Here is a 16,873-nt window from a genome sequence, read left to right on the forward strand (position 1 = left end):
CCTCCCGCCCCCACCCCTCCCCACCCCTCACCCCACCCCCGTGCGATCGCGCGCGGCGTGCCGGGGCGGCTCGTCGCGTTGGCGCGCCGGGCGGTGCGCCGTGCGGCGGTCTCCCTGCGGTGGAAGATCGCGTTGACGGTGACCGCGGTGTGCTGCACCGTCGCCGCGGTCCTCGGCGTGCTGGTGCACAACGCGGTGGCCCGTCAGACCGTCGGCCAGGTCCGCAAGGAGACGCGCGCGGATCTCGACATCGCCCTGGACCTCTTCGAGTACGGCACCTCCCGCGAAGGCATCAACTCCGTCCTGGACCCACCCCAACTACCCGAGCCGCTACGGAAGTTGGTGCGGAGTGGCCGTCAGGGCAGCATGGTCGGGACATATCAGGGGCGTCCCGTCATGTGGGCGGCGGCGCCCGCGGGCGACCAGATCATGGCCGTGTGGTCGCCGTACGGGAACACCAGCCGGTCCCTGGAGAAGTTCGACACGGCGATCCTCGGGTCGGCGGTGCTGGCCGCGACGGCGGTGGCGCTCGCCGGACTGTTCCTCGCGCACCGGATCAGCCGCCGGTTGACGAGGACCGCGGCCGTCGCCCGCCGGATCACCGCGGGCGATCTCGACGCCCGGGTCGGCGCGCCACCGGGCGGCGGGCCGGACGAGACCGCCGGGGGCGGCGCGTCCGGCGGCGACGAGGTGGCGGCGGTCGCCGCGGCGCTGGACTCGGTGGCCGGTTCGCTGCAGAGCCGGCTCCAGGCCGAGCAGCGCTTCACCGCCGATGTGGCGCACGAACTGCGTACCCCGCTGACGGGCATCCTGGCCTCGGCCGCTCTGCTCCCGGAGGGCCGCCCCAAGGAAATGATCAACGACCGGCTGCGGGCGCTGCACCGGCTCACCGAGGATCTGCTGGAGATCTCCCGCCTCGACTCCGGCGCCGAACACGCCGACCTCGACTCCTACGACCTGGGCACGCTCGTCGAACGCGGTGTGCACGCCACCGGCCTCGACACGGAGGTCCGGACAGTCTCCTCCGGCGTCGTCGAAACGGACCGGCGGCGCCTGGACCGCATCCTCACCAACCTCGTCCTCAACGCGCACCGCCACGGCCACCCGCCGGTCGTCGTCACCGTCGACGCGGCCCCGGGCGGTGTGCCGGGCCGTGCGCCGACGATCGAGGTACGCGATCACGGCGCGGGCTACCCGGACGATCTGCTGCGGCACGGCCCGCGGCGCTTCCGCACCGATGCGCCGGGCCGTGGCCGCGGTCACGGTCTGGGCCTGACCATCGCCGTCGGCCAGGCCGCGGTCCTCGGCATCGACCTGCGTTTCTCCCAGGCACCCGACGGCGGCGCCCGCGCGACCCTGCACCTTCCCCCGCCTTCCCCCGAACACGATCACACCCCCTGAGCTGCGGTTTCCCCGTCACCGGGCGGAGGGTGGGGCGACCCGGAAGCCGGGCCGTCCCTCCCGGCGCCCGGAATCAGGCGCCGCCCGAACCCCTTGCCGTCACCAGTCGATGTCCTCCGGCGGCTCCGGCGCGTCCCAGTCCTCCGGCGGAGGCTCGGGCAGGTCCGTGGCGCCCGCCGGTCCGTCGAAGTGACCCGGACCGCCCGCCCGCCGGGCCGCGGGCGAGGCGGCAGCCGCCGCGGGCCGCGCCGCCGCACCGACCGGCTGCCCGGCAGCGGCCGCGGCACCGTCCCCGCCGTCGCCGCCCGCGAGCACCTCCAGAATCTGCGCGCCGTACTTCGCCAGCTTGTTCTCGCCCACGCCGTTGACCGTGCCCAGCTCCGCGGTGGTGGCCGGGCGGGCGACGGCGATCTCCCGCAGCGTCGCGTCGTGGAAGATCACATACGCCGGGACGCCCTGCTCCTTCGCCGTGCTGCCGCGCCAGGCACGCAGCGCCTCGAAGACCGGAAGCGCCGCCTCCGGCAGATCGACCGGCGCCCGCTTCCCCTTCGACGACTTCGCCTTCGCCGCGCGCGCCGCCTTCTCCGGCTCCCGCCGCATCGGCACCTCACGGCCCCCGCGCAGCACCTCACCGCTCGCCTCGGTCAGCACCAGCGTGCCGTAGTCACCCTCGACGGCCAGCAGCCCCTGCGCCAGCAACTGCCGCACCACGCCCCGCCACTCGACGTCCCGCAGATCGGCGCCGATCCCGAAGACGCTCAGCGCGTCGTGGTCGAACTGGACGACCTTCGCGGTCTTGCGGCCCAGCAGGATGTCGATGATCTGCCCGGCGCCGAACTTCTGCCCGCGCTCCCGCTTCAGCCGCACGATCGTCGACAGCAGCTTCTGCGCGGGTACGGTGCCGTCCCAGGTCTGCGGCGGCGCCAGGCAGGTGTCGCAGTTGCCGCACGCCGCGCTCTCCTGGCCGAAGTAGGCCAGCAGCCGCACCCGGCGGCACTGCACCGTCTCGCAGAGCGCGAGCATCGCGTCCAGATGCGCCGACAGCCGCCGCCGGTGCGCGTCGTCCCCCTCCGAACCGTCGATCATCTTCCGTTGCTGCACCACATCCTGCAGCCCGTACGCCAGCCACGCCGTCGACGGCTGGCCGTCCCGCCCGGCACGGCCCGTCTCCTGGTAGTAGCCCTCCACCGACTTCGGCAGATCCAGATGGGCCACGAACCGTACGTCGGGCTTGTCGATGCCCATGCCGAACGCGATGGTGGCGACGACGACCAGGCCGTCCTCCCGCAGGAAGCGCGACTGGTGCGCGGCACGCGTCCGGGCGTCCAGCCCCGCGTGGTACGGCACCGCGGCGACGCCGTTCTCCACCAGGAACTGGGCGGTCTTCTCCACCGAGGCGCGGGAGAGGCAGTAGACGATGCCGGCGTCCCCGGCGTGCTCGGTGCGCAGCAGCTCCAGCAGCTGGCGCTTCGGCTCGTTCTTCGGCGCGATGCGGTACTGGATGTTGGGCCGGTCGAAGCTCGCCACGAAGTGCCGTGCCTCGCCCATCGACAGCCGCGAGGTGATCTCGGAGTGCGTCGCCCCGGTGGCCGTCGCGGTCAGCGCGATCCGCGGGACCTCGGGCCACCGCTCGTGCAGCATCGACAGCGCCAGATAGTCCGGCCGGAAATCGTGGCCCCACTGGGCGACACAGTGCGCCTCGTCGATCGCGAAGAGGGAGATCTTGCCGCGGTCCAGCAGGCTCAGCGTCTGCTCGACGCGCAGCCGCTCCGGCGCCAGATACAGCAGGTCCAGCTCCCCGGCGAGGAACTCCGCCTCCACCAGCCGCCGCTCCTCGACATCCTGTGTGGAGTTGAGGAACCCGGCCCGCACACCCAGCGCCCGCAACGCGTCGACCTGGTCCTGCATCAATGCGATCAGCGGTGAGATCACGATGCCGACGCCCGGCCGCACCAGCGACGGAATCTGGTAGCACAGCGATTTGCCGCCACCCGTCGGCATCAGTACGACGGCGTCCCCGCCGCCGATCACATGCTCGATGATCTCCTGCTGACTGCCGCGGAAGGCGTCGTAACCGAACACCCGGCGCAGCACCTGCACCGCCTCGCCCACATCCGGCTCGCCCACCATCTCGCTGCCTGCGCTTCCTGCCACGTCGACCTCACCCATGCCTGAAAGCGTACGAGGAATCCACCCGACCACGCCGAGCCTGTGGACAACTCCGCTCCGTGCACGCCACCCGGCCCGCGGCCCCACCGCGGAGCACCCGGGCCGAACGGGCATCCACGCAGCTCAGGCAGGATCACGGATGCATCCGCGCCCCCTTGACCACCTTGTCCACCGCATTGCGCGGTCCGTACACGGCCAGTCCCACCACATCCCGCTGATCCGCCGGTACGGCCCGGACCGCCGCGCGGTTCTCGCGGTCGTTGCCGGTGGCGAAGAGGTCCGAGGTGAACACCGAGCAGGAGAGCGCACGGGACACGGCACGGCCGTGGGCGCTGGCCAGGACCTCCTACGTCCCCTCGAAGACCAGCACGGGCCGGCGGAACATCGGCAGATAAGGGGCCCCGTCGGCGTCCGCGTACGGCTCGCCGACGGCCTCGGGGAGCTCCGTGCCGACACCGCTGACCAGGAAGGCGGTCACATTCAGCCGCTGCCGGACCGCCAGATCCTCCCGCAGCAGCACCGCGATCTTGGTGTCGAAACGTACCGGGGCGTTCTCGTTCGTCATGCCCCCGAGGCTGCCAACCGCCCCGCCGCGCCCCCCCGCACGTTCTTTGCATGGTGGCGCGGCAGGAGGTGTCCGCATGGCGCCCCGGCGTCCCGGGGGTCGTGGAGGTGCTGCACGCCCGGTTCACCGAGCACGCCTACCCGATGCACCTCCACGACGAGTGGACGCTGCTCATCGTCGACGACGGCGCCGTCCGCTACGACCTGAACCGCCGCGCACACGGCGCCCCGCACGGCACGGTCACCCTGCTCCCACCCCAGGTCCCGCACAACGGCTCGTCCGCCACCACCCGCGGCTTCCGCAAACGCGTCCTCTACCTGGACCTGACCCAACTGGACGAGGGCTTCATCGGCCCCGCGGTGGACGGCCCGGACCTCGCCGACGCCCTGCTCCGCCGCCGCGTCGACCAACTGCACACCGCCCTGGCGTCCCCGGGCGACGAGCTGGAGGCCGAAAGTCGCCTCACCCTCGTCGCCGAACGGCTCCGCGGCCATCTGCGCCCCCGCCTCCGCACCACCCCGCCCCGCAACGGCACGGCCCACGCCCTGCGCGACCTCCTCGACGAACGGCTGCTCCCCGGCCTACGCCTGGCCGAGGCCGCGCGGCTGCTCCACACCCACCCCGCCCACCTGGTAAGCGCGTTCACCGCCGCGTTCGGCATCCCCCCGCGCCGCGACCTCACGGCCCGCCGCATCGACCACGCCCGCCCCCTGCTCCTCGACGGCCTACCCCCGGCGGAGACGGCAACCGCCAGCGGCTTCTACGACCAACCCCACCTCACCCGCCACTTCAAACGCATCCCGGGCATCCCACCGGGCCACTTCGCCCGAGGGCCGTCCATCTCCGGCGAGCGCCGCGAACAACGCCCGCGGAACGCTCGGCCCGTCGCCGACGGCGTCTGAAGTCCTTCCTGCGGGACATGAGTTGCTAGGGGCCTCGCACAGCTCCTCCGGCTCCGGCTCCCCGCCCTCACGGACCAGGGCCATGCGGTCTCCGCACGAGCCCAATCAGCATCCCGAGGGCGCGTCAGTACGGCCACCGTCTGCCAGGTATGCCACTTGCTCGCCATGCGACCCACCGCCCACGCGGCGCGTCCGGCCTGGTCGGGACGTACGCGCCCCGATCAGGCCGGACAAACGGATGGGCGGGGCGGGCGTCACGCGGCAGGATGCTTCGTATGCCCTTGCCTACACCCGAGTTGCACACCGCCCGCCTGCGGCTGCGGCCGTTCACCGACGCCGACGCGGCGCCGCTCCACGCGCTGCACAGCAGCGCCGACGTGCTGCGCTACTGGGACTCCCCGCCGTGGACCGAACCGTCCCGCGCCCAGCGGTTCCTCACGACCTGCCGGACGATGGAGGAGGAAGGCACGGGAGCGCGGGTGGCCGTCGACCGCCTCTCCGACGGCGCGTTCATCGGCTGGTGCGGCCTGACCGGCTGGAACCCGGACTTCCGCAGCGCGTCCCTGGGCTACGTCTTCGCCGCCGCCGCGTGGGGCCACGGCTACGCCACGGAGACCGCGGGCGCCGTCCTGCGGTGGGCGTTCGACACCCTGGACCTGAACCGCGTCCAGGCCGAGACCGACACCCGTAACGCGGCGTCCGCCCGGGTCCTGGAGAAGCTCGGCTTCGTCCGCGAAGGCACCCTCCGCGAGGACTGCATCGTCAACGGCGACGTCTCCGACTCCTGGATCTTCGGCCTCCTCCGCCGCGAGCGGCCCCCAACGACCGACCACTAGCCCCGAACCTGCCCACCCTCCGGGTCCGCCCCCCGGTCACTGCGGTCCGCTCCGGCTAACTCAACGCCTCCGCGTGCCCCGCCCGCCGCTGACCATCCAGTAACGCGTAGCGTCCGCCCGTCACGACAACCTTCTCCTCGGCGCACACCCCATGTGACCCAAACCCGCGCCGGACGCCAGAGACCCTGCCGTCCACTCGAACGACAGGGCCTCTGACCTGCTACTTCTCTGTGCCCCCGGCAGGATTCGAACCTGCGACACCCGCTTTAGGAGAGCGGTGCTCTATCCCCTGAGCTACGGAGGCGGGGCCTTGCGTGAAACGTGGAGGAGGGCTCTGGGCTTCTTCCGGTTTCGGCAAGAGGGACCGCCGGGAGCGGCGGTCCCAGACAGGTTAGCGGATGGGGGTGGGTGGTGGGGCTGGGGCCGGTGTCCGGGCTCCGGTCGGATCTGCGGGCGGTTCGGATGGTCGGCCCGCCCGCCGAGCGAGCCGAACGAGCCACGACGGCCACGAGGATCACGAGGACCACGAGCACCACGACGGCCGCGACAGTCACGAGGGCCACTGGGGCCACTAGGGCCACTGGGGCCAAGGACCCACGACGGCCACGACGGCCATGACGGCCACCACGGCCACCCCCTCCACCCGCCCCCCCCGAGCGGCCATTCCGGCGCATTCGTTGGCGGATCTGTGCGGCGGGTGTCGTGTGGGGGCACGGATTGTTTGTCCGGTATGTGGCTGGAGGGTCCGTTGGGTCAGCAATATGACGCGATTGCGGTGCGGGACGCGGAGGTCGAGCGGGTGGTGGGGCCCTACCGGGAGCGGGTGGAGGTTCCTTCGCTGGTGGGGGCTCTGGGGGTGGTCGAGGGGGCTTCGGTGCTGGATGTGGGGTGCGGGTCGGGGGCGTATGCGCGGTTGTTGAGGCGGCGGGGGGCGGCCGAGGTGGTGGGGGTGGATGTGTCGGCGGCGATGGTGGCCGAGGCGCGGCGGGCGGAGGAGCGGGAGCCGTTGGGGGTGCGGTACGAGGTGCACGACCTGGTGGATCTGCCGGTGCTGGGGGAGTTCTCGGCGGCGGTCGCCGTCGCGGTGCTGCACTACGCGGACAGTCGGCGGGCCCTGGCGCGGATGTGCGAGCGGATCTGCGCGAACCTCGCGCCCGGGGGCCGGTTGCTGGCGCTGGTGGGCAATCCGCGCCTGGTGGCGGATGTGCCGCAGGCGAACGGGTTCGTCGTGCACCGGCCGGAGGGCCTCCGGGACGGGGACCCGTACACGATCTCCGTGCCGACCGTTCCCCCGACCATGTTGCGGGTGCACCACTGGGACTGCGGGACGTTCGAGGAGGTGCTGCTCGGGGCGGGGTTCGCCCGGGTCGTCTGGGAGCCGTTGCGGGGCCTGGCCGACGGGGACGGCGGCGGTGAGCCGGTGAATCTTCTGTTGCGCGCGGAGAAGGGGTAGCGGTGGACAGGGAAGCGCAGGCGCAGGTGGGAACGGCCGGGCCGGGGCCGGGCGTACGGATCGCCGCGGCCCGTGGCGCGGAGACGCTGGACGTCATCCGCACCCGCGGGGTCGTGCGGTCCTACACGGACGAGCCGGTCGGTGACGAACTGCTCGACTCGTTGCTGGAGGCGATGCTGGCGGCCCCCTCCGCCTCCAACAAGCAGGCGTGGGCGTTTCTGGCGGTCCGGGCGCCGGAACGGGTGCGGCGGCTGCGGGCGTTCGCGCCGGGGATCATCGGGGTGCCGCCCCTCGTACTGGTCGCCTGCGTCGACCACGCGCGGATGACGGGCGATCCCCACCTACGGGACGTCGGCTCGCTCTGTGTGGCCATGGCGGTGGAGAACTTCCTGCTCGCCGCGCATGCGCAGGGGCTGGGCGGCTGCCCGGTGAGCAGCTTCCTGGCCGAGCCCGTACAGCTGCTCCTGGGGCTGCCGGGCCACCTCGAACCTCTTCTGCTGGTCCCGGTCGGCCGACCCGACCAGCCCCTTCAGCCCTCGCCCCGCCGCGCCCCACAGGAGGTGGTCCGCCATGAGTACTGGCACCCCACGCACCCCGGATGACCCGGGCGGGGAGGAGTTGGCGTTGCTCGCCGCCTACCTCCTCAGCAGCGCCCGGCGGCTGCTCCAGGAACCGCCGTCGTACGCGCTCTACCGGCTGATGGACGGCGCCCGCCGCGTCCTCGCGCTGTACGCGGACGGCGGTGGCGACCGTCCCGAACTGGTCGCGGTCCACGCCGGGCTGGACGACCTGCTGCACCAGGCGCCCAACGAGAACCGCGACTACGCGGCCCTGCTCGACGGGATGTGCCGGCAGATGGTCGCCGGTCTCCAACTGCCCGCGCCGGAGCCCGCCGCGTCCGCGCCGCCGTCCTGACGCCGCTGCCGCCGGGCCGGGGTCAGGCCCGGCGGGCCTCCAGGATGCTCAGCCCCGACCCGGTGTCGATCACCCGGCGCGCGGCCAGGCCCGCTTCGGCCAGCAGCGCCTCGTACTCCTGGGCGGTCCGTTCGCGACCGCCCAGGAGGACGAGGACCACCAGGTCGAGCATCTTCGCCGGGTGCGGGTGGTCGCCCGGCGGGATCAGCCGCTCGATCACCAGGAGCCGCCCGTCGGGGCCCATGGCCCGGCGGCAGCCGCGCAGGACGGTGACGGCCTCCTCGTCCGGCCAGTCGTGCAGGATCCACTTCAGGAGGTAGAGGTCGCCGCCCGGCGGCAGGGGGCCGAAGAGGTCACCGGCGACGGTCCGGCAGCGGTCGGCGAGGCCCGCCGCCGCGATCCGCTCCCGGGCCGCCGCGACCACGTGCGGCTGGTCGAAGAGCACGCCCTCGATGCCGGGGAACGCGTCGAGGACCGACAGCAGCAGGGAGCCGTCGCCGCCGCCGATGTCGACGACGGTACGGGCGCCGCCGAAGTCGTAGGCGTCGGTCAGTGCGGCGGCGTCGCGGCGGGTGACCTGCGCCATCCCGGTGTGGAAGAGGCTGTCGGCCTCCGGCCGGGCGCGCAGATGGTCGAAGAAGGGACGCCCGTAGGTCTGCGGGAAGGTCGCCTCGCCGGTGCGCAGGCTGTGCATGGCGTCGGCGAACGAGCGGCCCACCAGTTCGGAGAAGGCCAGCAGGGCGTGGACCGAGTCCGGGTGGTCCGACCGCAGGTATTCCCCGGTCGGGGAGAGCGCGAAGACGCCGGGCCGCACCTCGCGGAACACGTCCTCACCGGCGAGGACGCGCAGCAGCCGGTGCAGCGCGTCGGGGTGGGTGCGGGTGGCCGCCGCCAGTTCGGTGACCGGCCGCGGGCCGGTGGCGAGAGCGTCGGCGACGCCCACGGCGGCCACCAGGTGCAGGGCGCGGGCGGCGAGAAGCCCGTCGCTGAGGTCCAGCAGCCGGGTGCCGCCGGACCCGGGGCGGGTCCGGCCGCCGGAGTCCGGGCCTCCGGTCATGCGTCGGCCCCGGCGGACCAGGCGGCGGGCCGGACGACCAGGTAGCCCTGGTTCGGCGCGGCGCTCAGCACGTCGTGGTCCGGCTCCTTGAAGTACTCCACGATCGGGGTGCTCACGTGGTAGCAGACCGCCGAGGAGCCCACGCCGAGGATGCCGGGGCTGTCCACGAAGAACGGCAGCTCGGCCAGGAGGTACTCCAGCCCGGCGCCCATGACGTGCGGCACCCGCTCCCCGGGCACCTCCCGGCCGTCGAGGAAGTGGTGCACCATCTCCTTGCAGGCGGTGGCCAGCCGCTCGCTGGCGTCGACCGCCTCGCCCACACGGGAGCGCACCGCCTGGTACTCCGCCCGCTCGAAGAAGGACGACATGGGCTGCATCCGCACCTTCTCCGCGGAGGCCCCCAGCCGCTCCACCGCCCGCCGGGTGCGCCGCCGTACGTCCCTGATCTGCGACTTGGCGAGCTTGGCCGCATGCCCGGCGTCGTTGCCGAGGGCGACCAGCATCGTGTCGATGTGGACGTCGGTGTAGATCACGTCGATGGTGGCGAAGTGACGGGCGGCCCAGCGCAGCAGACCGGCCAGCCGGTCCTGGGTGAAGTAGCTGTTCCCCGCGCTCACCCCGATCACGGCGTGTTCCCCCTGGTCCCAGACCTCCTGGGACCGGGGACCGCTGGCGTATGCCTGGAAGGCGTCAGCAGAGTCGACGGGCTGGCCATCGGCCATGGGCTCTCCCCACGTACGGGACGATGAGCTGCCCGGGCTGACAGGGCGCTCCGACATCTCACCCGTACCCGTACTTTCCGCCCGCCGTCTCGGTCATGCGGGTGAAGGCGCGGGCGGCGGCGGCCAAGACCCCGGCGGCGCTGCCCCGTTCGGCCCGTACGCCTGACCGCGCCGCCGCTTTCCTCCGTACTGTCGACGTATGGCGGAGGCGAAGGGGGCCAAGGGGAAGGGCGGCGGTCACCGGAAGCTGTCGCGGTCGCGGTACGAGCGGGAGCTGTACCGGCTCCAGACGGAGCTGGTGAAGCTCCAGGAGTGGGTGCGCGGGTCGGGGGCGCGGCTCGTCGTCGTCTTCGAGGGGCGGGACGCGGCCGGGAAGGGCTCCACCATCAAACGCGTCACCGAGTACCTCAACCCCCGGGTGGCGCGGATCGTGGCGCTGCCGCGGCCCACCGAACGCGAGCGCACCGAGTGGTACTTCCAGCGCTACACGGAACATCTGCCCGCGGCGGGCGAGATCGTCCTCTTCGACCGCAGCTGGTACAACCGGGCCGGTGTCGAGCGGGTCATGGGGTTCTGCACCCCGGCCGAGCACCGGCGGTTCCTCCGGCAGTGCCCGATCTTCGAACGGATGCTGGTCGAGGACGGGATCCTGCTGCGCAAATACTGGTTCTCGGTCAGCGACGAGGTGCAGGAACAGCGCTTCCGGCGGCGGCTCGCCGACCCCGTACGGCGCTGGAAACTCTCCGCCGTGGACCTCCAGTCGCTGACCCGCTGGGAGGAGTACTCGCAGGCCAAGGACGAGATGTTCGTCCACACCGACATCACGGAGGCGCCCTGGTACGTCGTCGAGAGCGACGACAAGCGCCGCGCCCGGCTGAACATGATCGCCCATCTGCTGTCGACGCTGCCGTACACCGACCTCACCCCGCCGGTCCTCGAACTGCCGCCGCGCCCACCGCCCACCGGCTACCGCCGCCCACCCCGCGACCTGCAGAACTACGTCCCGGACCACGCCGCCGACCTGGAGACGTGAGACACCGGGCGGGCCGCCCCCCCCGCCCGGTCAGTCGGCCAGCCCCTCGATCACCACCGGCAGATGCCGTGGCCCCCGCAGCACCGCGTTGCGGCGGTAGGGCGGCGGGTCCTCGGCCAGCCGGGGGCCGGTGAGGCGGCGGGTGAGTTCGGTCAGGGCGATCTGGGTCTCCAACCGGGCCAGCGGGGCGCCGAAGCAGGTGTGGATGCCGCTGCCGAAGCTCAGATGCTGGTTGTCGGGGCGCTCGGGGAGGAAGCGGTCCGGTTCCGGGAAGCGGCGCGGGTCGCGGTTGCCGGAGGCCAGCAGCAGCCAGAGGGAGGCGCCCTTGGGGACGGTCGTCCCGGCGATGTCGATGTCCGCCAACGTGGTGCGCTGCGGCAGCAGTTGGACGGGCGGGTCGAAGCGCAGCAACTCCTCGACGAACGGGGCCGCGAGAGCGGGCTCGTCCCGGAGCCGCCGGAGCAGCCCGGGGTCGCGGAGGAGGGTGAGCATCCCGTTGGTGATGAGGTTGACGGTGGTCTCGTGACCGGCGATCAGCAGAAGAGCCGCGGTGCTCACCATCTCCAGCGGGGACATCCGGCCGTCCGGACCGTGGTCGGTGGCGAGCGCGGACAGCATGTCGTCCCGGGGCGATCGGCGGCGCTCCTCGACCAGCCCGGCGAGGTAGGCGGCGAGGTCGGCGCGGGCCCGTCGCAGGGTCTCCCGCTGCGCCTCCCGCTCCTCGGGGGTGCCGTGGACGGGGTCCAGCCCGGCGGCGAGTGTGTCGGCCCACACATGGAAGCGGGGCTCGTCCTCCCGCGGGACGCCGAGCAGCCGGCAGATCACCGTGACCGGGAAGGGGTAGGCGAAGCTGTCGACGAGATCGAGGTGGTCGCGTCCCCGGAAGCCGTCGATGAGCTGGGTGACGATCCCGGCCAGCTCACCGCGCATGTCGGAGATGCGGCGCGGGGTGTGCGGCGGGCCGAACGGCCGCATCGCCAGGTCCCGCAGCCGGTCGTGGTCGGGCGGGTCCAGCCGCAGGAACGTCGGCGGCAGGTTCGGGTCCTCCTCTTCCTGCCCGAGGAACGCGGCGGCCTCCGGGTTCAGATTGCGGGCGTCGGAGCTGACCCGCGGGTCGTGCAGCAGCTCCTGGATCTCCCAGTACGTGCTGACCAGATAGGGGCCCGTCCCGTCCCGGACCACCGGGGTCTTCCGCAGCTCCGCGTAGAGGGGGTAGGGGTCGGCACGGTGGGCGGGGTCGAGGATCTGACGCAGGGGTGAGGCCGACGTCATGACGGTTCCTTCCGGGCTTCGGGCGGACGGACTGAGGGGCGCGCGACGGATCACGCGCGCCGTGGGGTGAACGACAGGCGCCGGTCGGCCGGGGAGTGGCCGCTGAGGGTGACGGTCGGACCGTGGGTGGGCAGCGAGGGGTCCGGAAAACCGGCCGCGATCGGGTGACGCCCCTCCGGCCGCCGGTCGACGGTGGGGAACTCCGGCGGGAACGGCGCCGCCCGCTCGATCTGCCGCTCGTAGAACTCCAGCCATTTCCCCTGGTCGAAGGTGGTGGCGGCGATGACCCGGCCCTGGTGGCCGTAGACCGCGGTGAAGCGGTGCTCGGTGAGCGAGCCCTGGGTGACGAGGAGTTGGTCGGCCATCGGCGGCACCCCGACGGACTTGATGTTGACGCCGAACTGCGCCGACCAGAACGACGGCATCCACAGGTGCGGACGCCGGTCGACGCTCGCGCTGATCATGTTGTGCGCGGCGGTCTCCGCCTGCGCCACCGCGTTGCCCCAGTGCTCCAGGGAGAGGAACTGGTAGCCGAACAGCGGATGCGGGGAGCGGGCGACGTCCCCGGCGACGAACACGTCGTCCGTGACGATCCCCCGCACGTCGAAGGCGCGGCACCCGGCGTCGCAGGCGATCCCGCGGGGCCCCGCGCCGAGCCCGGAGCCCGCCAGCCATTCGGTGTTCCGGGTCGCGCCCAGACAGACCACCACCACATCCGCGTCGACGGCCGACCCGTCCGAGAAATGGGCGCGCCGCACCCGGCCGCCGGAATCCCCCTCCAGGCCGGTGACCTGCACCCCGCACCGCAGATCGACACCGTGCGCCCGCTGGAGCTCCGCCGCCACCTCCCCGATCACCCCGCCGAGCGCCCCCACCAGCGGAGCCGGACCACGCTCCGCGACGGTGACCGGCAGCCCCCGCCCCCGGCAGGCCGAGGCGATCTCGGAACCGGTGAATCCGGCGCCGATCACCAGCACCCGGCGCGGCCCGGCCGACAACCGGCGGTGCAGCCGCGCCGCATGGTCCCGGGTGCGCAGCACGAACACCCCGTCCAGATCCGACTCCAACTCGTGCGGCCAGGGCCGGGAGCGGACCCCGGTGGCGATCAGCAGCCGGTCGTAGGGGACGGTGTCGCCGTCGGCGAGCCGCACCTCCTTGGCGGCCGCGTCGAGCCCGGTGGCCGCGGTGCCCAGCCGCCACCGGGCGTCGATCGCCCGCCGCCGCGGCAGCGCCGTGTGGTCGGGGGGTACGAGGCCGAGCAGCACCTGTTTGGACAACGGCGGCCGGTCGTACGGTTCGTGGGGCTCGTCGCCGATCATCGTGAGCGTGCCGCGGAAACCCTCCGCACGGAGCGTCTCGGCGGCCCGCAGCCCCGCGAGCGAGGCACCCACGACGACGATGCGGCCCTCGCGGCGGAAGGTCTCCGGAAAGCCGTCAACCGACACGGGAGGCACCCGCCCCTCCGCCGTCGGACGCCCGCCCGACGTCCTCACCCTCGACGGTGATGGCCTGCACGGGGCAGGCGTGCGCGGCCCGGAGCACCTGCGGACGCCGGTCGTCGGCGGGCTGCGGGTCGTACATCAGCGCCTCCGCGCCGTGCAGGGCGAACACATCCGGCGCGAGAAAGGCGCACTGCGCGTACCCCTGGCACCGGTTGAGATCGACGACAAGCCTCATCGGGTCTCCGCTCCTTCACGACGTGGTCGGGTGCCCCGCCGCTCCGCCCGTCGGCGCGCACCCCGGAATCGGCCCGCCCCGCTCCAGCATCGGAGCGCGCCCGGAGCGGTGCACCCCGGCCGATGCGACGGGGTGACCCGGGGGGCGGCGCCCGTCAGGCGGCGACGGGGCGACCGGCCGGTACGTCCCGCAGGGTGCGCAGCGGGGAGAGGACCACGAACAGCGCCGCCGACCACATGCCCAGCGCGCAGATCCACAGGGTCGGCCGCAGCCCGGCGCCGGTGGCGAGCGCACCGCCGAAGAGTGAGCCGAGCGGGATGACCCCGTAGGCGATCCACAGGTAGACGGCGCCGACCCGGCTGAGCAGCGCGGGCGGGGTGACGAGTTGGCGGTACGAGAGGGCGGCGACGTTGAACAGGGTGCTGTTGGCGGCGAGGGCGGCCAGACCGATCGCGTACAGCAGGACGCCCCAGCCGGGCGCGGCGAGGGGCATCAGGAAGTACAGCGGGCCGGGCGCGAGCATCGCCACCCAGATGATCCGTGCGGTGCCCATCCGCCCGGCGATGCGGCTGGCGAGCGCCCCGGCCAGCAGCCCGCCGACGGAGCCGACGGTGAAGACCAGGCCGACGGCGGAGGTCGGCGCGTGCAGTTCCCGCACCATGAACGTCACGGCGATGGCGTTGGCCGCGGTGACGAAGAAGTTGGACACGCTGGTGCACAGCAGCAGCTTCAGCAGCACCGGCTCACGGCGGACGAAGGCGAAGCCCTCCCGCAGGGCGGCGCGGAACGGCACCCGCGCGGGCGGTGCGGGCGCGTCGGCGGGCTCCTGGGGGACGCGCATCAGGGCCAGGGTGAGGGCGCTCAGCGCGTAGGTGAGGACGTTGGCGAAGAGGGCGCGGGAGGCGCCGATCGCGCCGACCAGTACCCCGCCGAGGCCGGGCCCGGTCAGCTCCGCCAGCGATTCACACATCCCGAGCTTGCCGTTGCCGTCGACGAGTTGGGTGCGGTGCACCAGCTTCGGCAGCTGCCCGCGGTAGGCGACGGTGAAGGCCACGGTCAGCACGCCGGACACCCCGACGACCGCGTACAGGTACCCCAGCGTCAGCCGCCCGGCCAGCGCCGTGAGCGGGACGGAGAGGATCAGCAGAAGCCGCCCCAGATCGCAGACGATCATGAGTTTCCGCTGGTCGACGCGGTCGGCGAGGATCCCCGCCGGGAGCGAGAAGAGCAGGTACGGCAGCCAGCCCAGCGAGGTGAGCAGCGAGACCTGGAAGGTGCTCGCGTGCAGAGTGTCGAGGGCGAGCAGCGGCAGCACGATCAGTGCGACGCGGGGGCCCAGGGTGCCGGCGCCCTATCCGCACCAGAGCAGAAGGAAGTTGCGGTTGCGCCAGAGCGATCCGGCGGGCGCCTCCGTCGGCGGGTTCTGCGGTGACGTCGATGTCATGTCCGCGCCCCTCGTCGTGACAGAGGGTGAAGGTGTGCCACCGGTGAATGTGCCGGTGGGGCCCGGGCGTTGACCGGCGTCCGGTCAGCCGCCCAGGTGCCAGCTGACCGTGGCGTCGGCGGCGGTCAGCGTGGCCAGGATGATCAGGTCGGCGGCGCCGAGGGCGAGACCGAGCACGGCGCGGCCCCGGCGACGGGTGCGGCGGACCAGCGCGAGGGTGCCGAGAACGAGGGCGCACGGCCCCAGAACGACGTTGAACACCAGGGTGCCGAGCAGCCCGAGCACGAAGGAGGCGACGGCCATCCCGTCGGCGGACGCGCTCCCGGCACGGCTTTCGGTACGGGGCGCCGCACCGGCGTCCGCGCCGGTGTCACCGACAGTCGCCGAATCCTCGGCGGAATCGGCAACCGATGCGCCTCCGCCGGTGTTTGAAAGGTGTGACGCGTTGACGGACACGGCGCCCTCCGGTCGTCCGGCCGGTGCCTTGATGAGGGAGGTGGGAGTCATCGGGTGGTCCCCTCGGCGGGGTGACGGCGTTCGCGTACGGAGAAGACGAGCAGCCAGCCGGCGATGACGGCGGCGGCGAGGAGAGTGACGGAGAACGGGAGGTGTGCCGCGGCGCCCAGCAGGATCCCCATCAGGAGGAGGGCTGCGACGAGAAAGAGCATCGTTCTGCCTTTCCGATTCGGAGGACAGTTGTTCACTCACTTCCCTCAGTGTAGGGCGTCACCGGGTGGAGAAGTTCGGAGAACGCTTGTTTACTGGATGATGTGAGTCACACCGTAGGGGTCCGCCAGGCCCGGAAGCAGAGAACCCGTCAGGCACTGCTCGACGCCGCCCTCGGGCTGCTGGAGGAGCAGAGCCTGAGCAGTCTGGGGCTGCGGGAGGTGACGCGGACGGTCGGCATCGCCCCGACCGCCTTCTACCGGCACTTCCACGACCTGGGCGAACTGGGCGTCGCCCTCGTGGAGGAGGCGCTCGGCAGCCTGCACGCCATGGTGCGCACCGTCCTGATCGAACAGGCGGGGGTGGAGGCGCAGATCGAGAGCGCGGTGGCGGTGGTCGACCGGCACGTCCGCGAGTACCCCGCCCACGTACGGTTCGTGGCCCGCGAACGCCACGGCGGGGTGCGGGCCGTACGCCAGGCCATCGCGGGCCAGTTGGATCGGTTCGGCGCCGAGGTGGCCGAGGCGCTCGCGACCCAGCCGGCGGCGCAGGGGTGGACCGCGCGCGATCTGCGGATGCTGGCCGACCTGTTCGTCGACCGGCTGGTGACGACCGCCGCGGCGATCCTCGACACGGAGGACGCCGACGACGCCGAAGCGGCACGGGCACGGGTCGTCGAGGCGGCCCGCTGGCAGATACGGCTGATCACCATCGGCCAGCAGCACTGGAAGGGCGAGGCGGGGGAGGGGTGAGGGGTGGGG

General features: G+C 72.9%; 17 protein-coding genes, 1 tRNA gene and 1 pseudogene. 8 read left to right on the plus strand and 11 right to left on the minus strand.

Annotated elements, in window-relative coordinates; translation table 11 throughout:
- The first annotated feature begins 147 nt into the window (after positions 1–147).
- Positions 148–1,401 (plus strand): sensor histidine kinase, encoded by a 1,254-nt coding sequence (locus tag IF23_RS0130345; RefSeq protein WP_245655173.1) that lies wholly within the window; start codon positions 148–150, stop codon positions 1,399–1,401.
- 99 nt (positions 1,402–1,500) lie between these two features.
- Here the strand turns inward: IF23_RS0130345 and recQ are convergent, their stop codons facing one another.
- Positions 1,501–3,531, minus strand: coding sequence for a DNA helicase RecQ (recQ, locus tag IF23_RS0130350; protein ID WP_107127064.1), 2,031 nt, complete (start codon positions 3,529–3,531; stop codon positions 1,501–1,503).
- A gap of 172 nt (positions 3,532–3,703) precedes the next feature.
- Positions 3,704–4,135 (minus strand): annotated as a pseudogene (locus IF23_RS31760) (DUF2000 family protein).
- 50 nt (positions 4,136–4,185) lie between these two features.
- Here IF23_RS31760 and IF23_RS0130360 point away from each other — a divergent pair.
- Together IF23_RS0130360 and IF23_RS0130365 are read left to right on the plus strand one after the other, a co-directional pair.
- Positions 4,186–5,037 (plus strand): AraC family transcriptional regulator, encoded by an 852-nt coding sequence (locus IF23_RS0130360; protein WP_051740006.1) that lies wholly within the window; start codon positions 4,186–4,188, stop codon positions 5,035–5,037.
- 275 nt (positions 5,038–5,312) lie between these two features.
- Positions 5,313–5,873, plus strand: coding sequence for a GNAT family N-acetyltransferase (locus IF23_RS0130365; protein ID WP_037680340.1), 561 nt, complete (start codon positions 5,313–5,315; stop codon positions 5,871–5,873).
- A gap of 231 nt (positions 5,874–6,104) precedes the next feature.
- Here IF23_RS0130365 and IF23_RS0130370 read toward each other — a convergent pair.
- Positions 6,105–6,177, minus strand: a tRNA-Arg gene (locus IF23_RS0130370).
- A gap of 444 nt (positions 6,178–6,621) precedes the next feature.
- On the opposite strand from IF23_RS0130370, the gene IF23_RS0130380 reads away from it, so the two are divergent.
- Genes IF23_RS0130380 through IF23_RS0130390 form a run of 3 tightly spaced genes read left to right on the plus strand, consistent with a single transcriptional unit; the run spans position 6,622 to position 8,241 of the window.
- Positions 6,622–7,326: a class I SAM-dependent methyltransferase gene (locus IF23_RS0130380; protein WP_051740011.1), complete on the plus strand. Its 705-nt coding sequence runs from the start codon at positions 6,622–6,624 to the stop codon at positions 7,324–7,326.
- 2 nt (positions 7,327–7,328) lie between these two features.
- Positions 7,329–7,928, plus strand: a complete 600-nt coding sequence (locus IF23_RS0130385; RefSeq protein ID WP_245655171.1) for a nitroreductase family protein — start codon at positions 7,329–7,331, stop codon at positions 7,926–7,928.
- Complete coding sequence (locus tag IF23_RS0130390) at positions 7,897–8,241, plus strand: DUF6092 family protein (protein ID WP_051740007.1); 345 nt, start codon at positions 7,897–7,899, stop codon at positions 8,239–8,241. Before IF23_RS0130385 ends, IF23_RS0130390 begins: the two co-directional genes overlap by 32 nt.
- Before the next feature lie 22 nt (positions 8,242–8,263).
- Here the strand turns inward: IF23_RS0130390 and IF23_RS0130395 are convergent, their stop codons facing one another.
- Both IF23_RS0130395 and IF23_RS0130400 read right to left on the minus strand, forming a co-directional pair.
- Positions 8,264–9,298 carry a methyltransferase gene (locus IF23_RS0130395; RefSeq protein ID WP_211266220.1) on the minus strand — a complete coding sequence of 345 codons (1,035 nt, stop codon included), beginning with the start codon at positions 9,296–9,298 and terminating at the stop codon, positions 8,264–8,266.
- On the minus strand, positions 9,295–10,020 hold the full coding sequence (locus IF23_RS0130400; RefSeq protein ID WP_051740008.1) for a tRNA-dependent cyclodipeptide synthase: 726 nt from the start codon (positions 10,018–10,020) through the stop codon (positions 9,295–9,297). The genes IF23_RS0130395 and IF23_RS0130400 overlap by 4 nt, the downstream gene beginning before the upstream one ends.
- Positions 10,021–10,219: 199 nt before the next feature.
- Between IF23_RS0130400 and ppk2 the strand changes: the two genes are divergently transcribed.
- Entirely contained in the window at positions 10,220–11,053 is an 834-nt protein-coding gene (gene ppk2, locus IF23_RS0130405; RefSeq protein WP_051740009.1) for a polyphosphate kinase 2, read from the plus strand.
- Between the two features lie 30 nt (positions 11,054–11,083).
- Here the strand turns inward: ppk2 and IF23_RS0130410 are convergent, their stop codons facing one another.
- From IF23_RS0130410 to IF23_RS34555, 6 genes are all read right to left on the minus strand, one after another.
- A complete protein-coding gene (locus tag IF23_RS0130410) occupies positions 11,084–12,325 on the minus strand; it encodes a cytochrome P450 (protein WP_030289461.1) in 1,242 nt (413 codons plus the stop codon).
- A 50-nt stretch (positions 12,326–12,375) separates the two neighbouring features.
- Positions 12,376–13,779 (minus strand): NAD(P)/FAD-dependent oxidoreductase, encoded by a 1,404-nt coding sequence (locus tag IF23_RS0130415; RefSeq protein ID WP_425423897.1) that lies wholly within the window; start codon positions 13,777–13,779, stop codon positions 12,376–12,378.
- Positions 13,760–14,002, minus strand: a complete 243-nt coding sequence (locus tag IF23_RS0130420) for a ferredoxin (protein ID WP_030289463.1) — start codon at positions 14,000–14,002, stop codon at positions 13,760–13,762. The genes IF23_RS0130415 and IF23_RS0130420 overlap by 20 nt, the downstream gene beginning before the upstream one ends.
- Before the next feature lie 154 nt (positions 14,003–14,156).
- Positions 14,157–15,317, minus strand: a complete 1,161-nt coding sequence (locus IF23_RS31765) for an MFS transporter (protein ID WP_051740010.1) — start codon at positions 15,315–15,317, stop codon at positions 14,157–14,159.
- A 213-nt stretch (positions 15,318–15,530) separates the two neighbouring features.
- The gene (locus IF23_RS35290; protein WP_425423898.1) at positions 15,531–15,902 is read right to left on the minus strand and encodes a hypothetical protein; all 372 of its coding nucleotides are present in this window, start codon (positions 15,900–15,902) and stop codon (positions 15,531–15,533) included.
- A 47-nt stretch (positions 15,903–15,949) separates the two neighbouring features.
- On the minus strand, positions 15,950–16,114 hold the full coding sequence (locus IF23_RS34555; protein WP_030289465.1) for a hypothetical protein: 165 nt from the start codon (positions 16,112–16,114) through the stop codon (positions 15,950–15,952).
- Between the two features lie 102 nt (positions 16,115–16,216).
- Here IF23_RS34555 and IF23_RS0130440 point away from each other — a divergent pair, with 102 nt between their 5' ends.
- A complete protein-coding gene (locus IF23_RS0130440; RefSeq protein ID WP_030289466.1) occupies positions 16,217–16,864 on the plus strand; it encodes a TetR family transcriptional regulator in 648 nt (215 codons plus the stop codon).
- Positions 16,865–16,873 lie beyond the last annotated feature (9 nt).

The sequence above is a fragment of the Streptomyces catenulae genome, from assembly GCF_000718015.1.
In the GTDB taxonomy this organism is placed as follows: domain Bacteria; phylum Actinomycetota; class Actinomycetes; order Streptomycetales; family Streptomycetaceae; genus Streptomyces; species Streptomyces catenulae.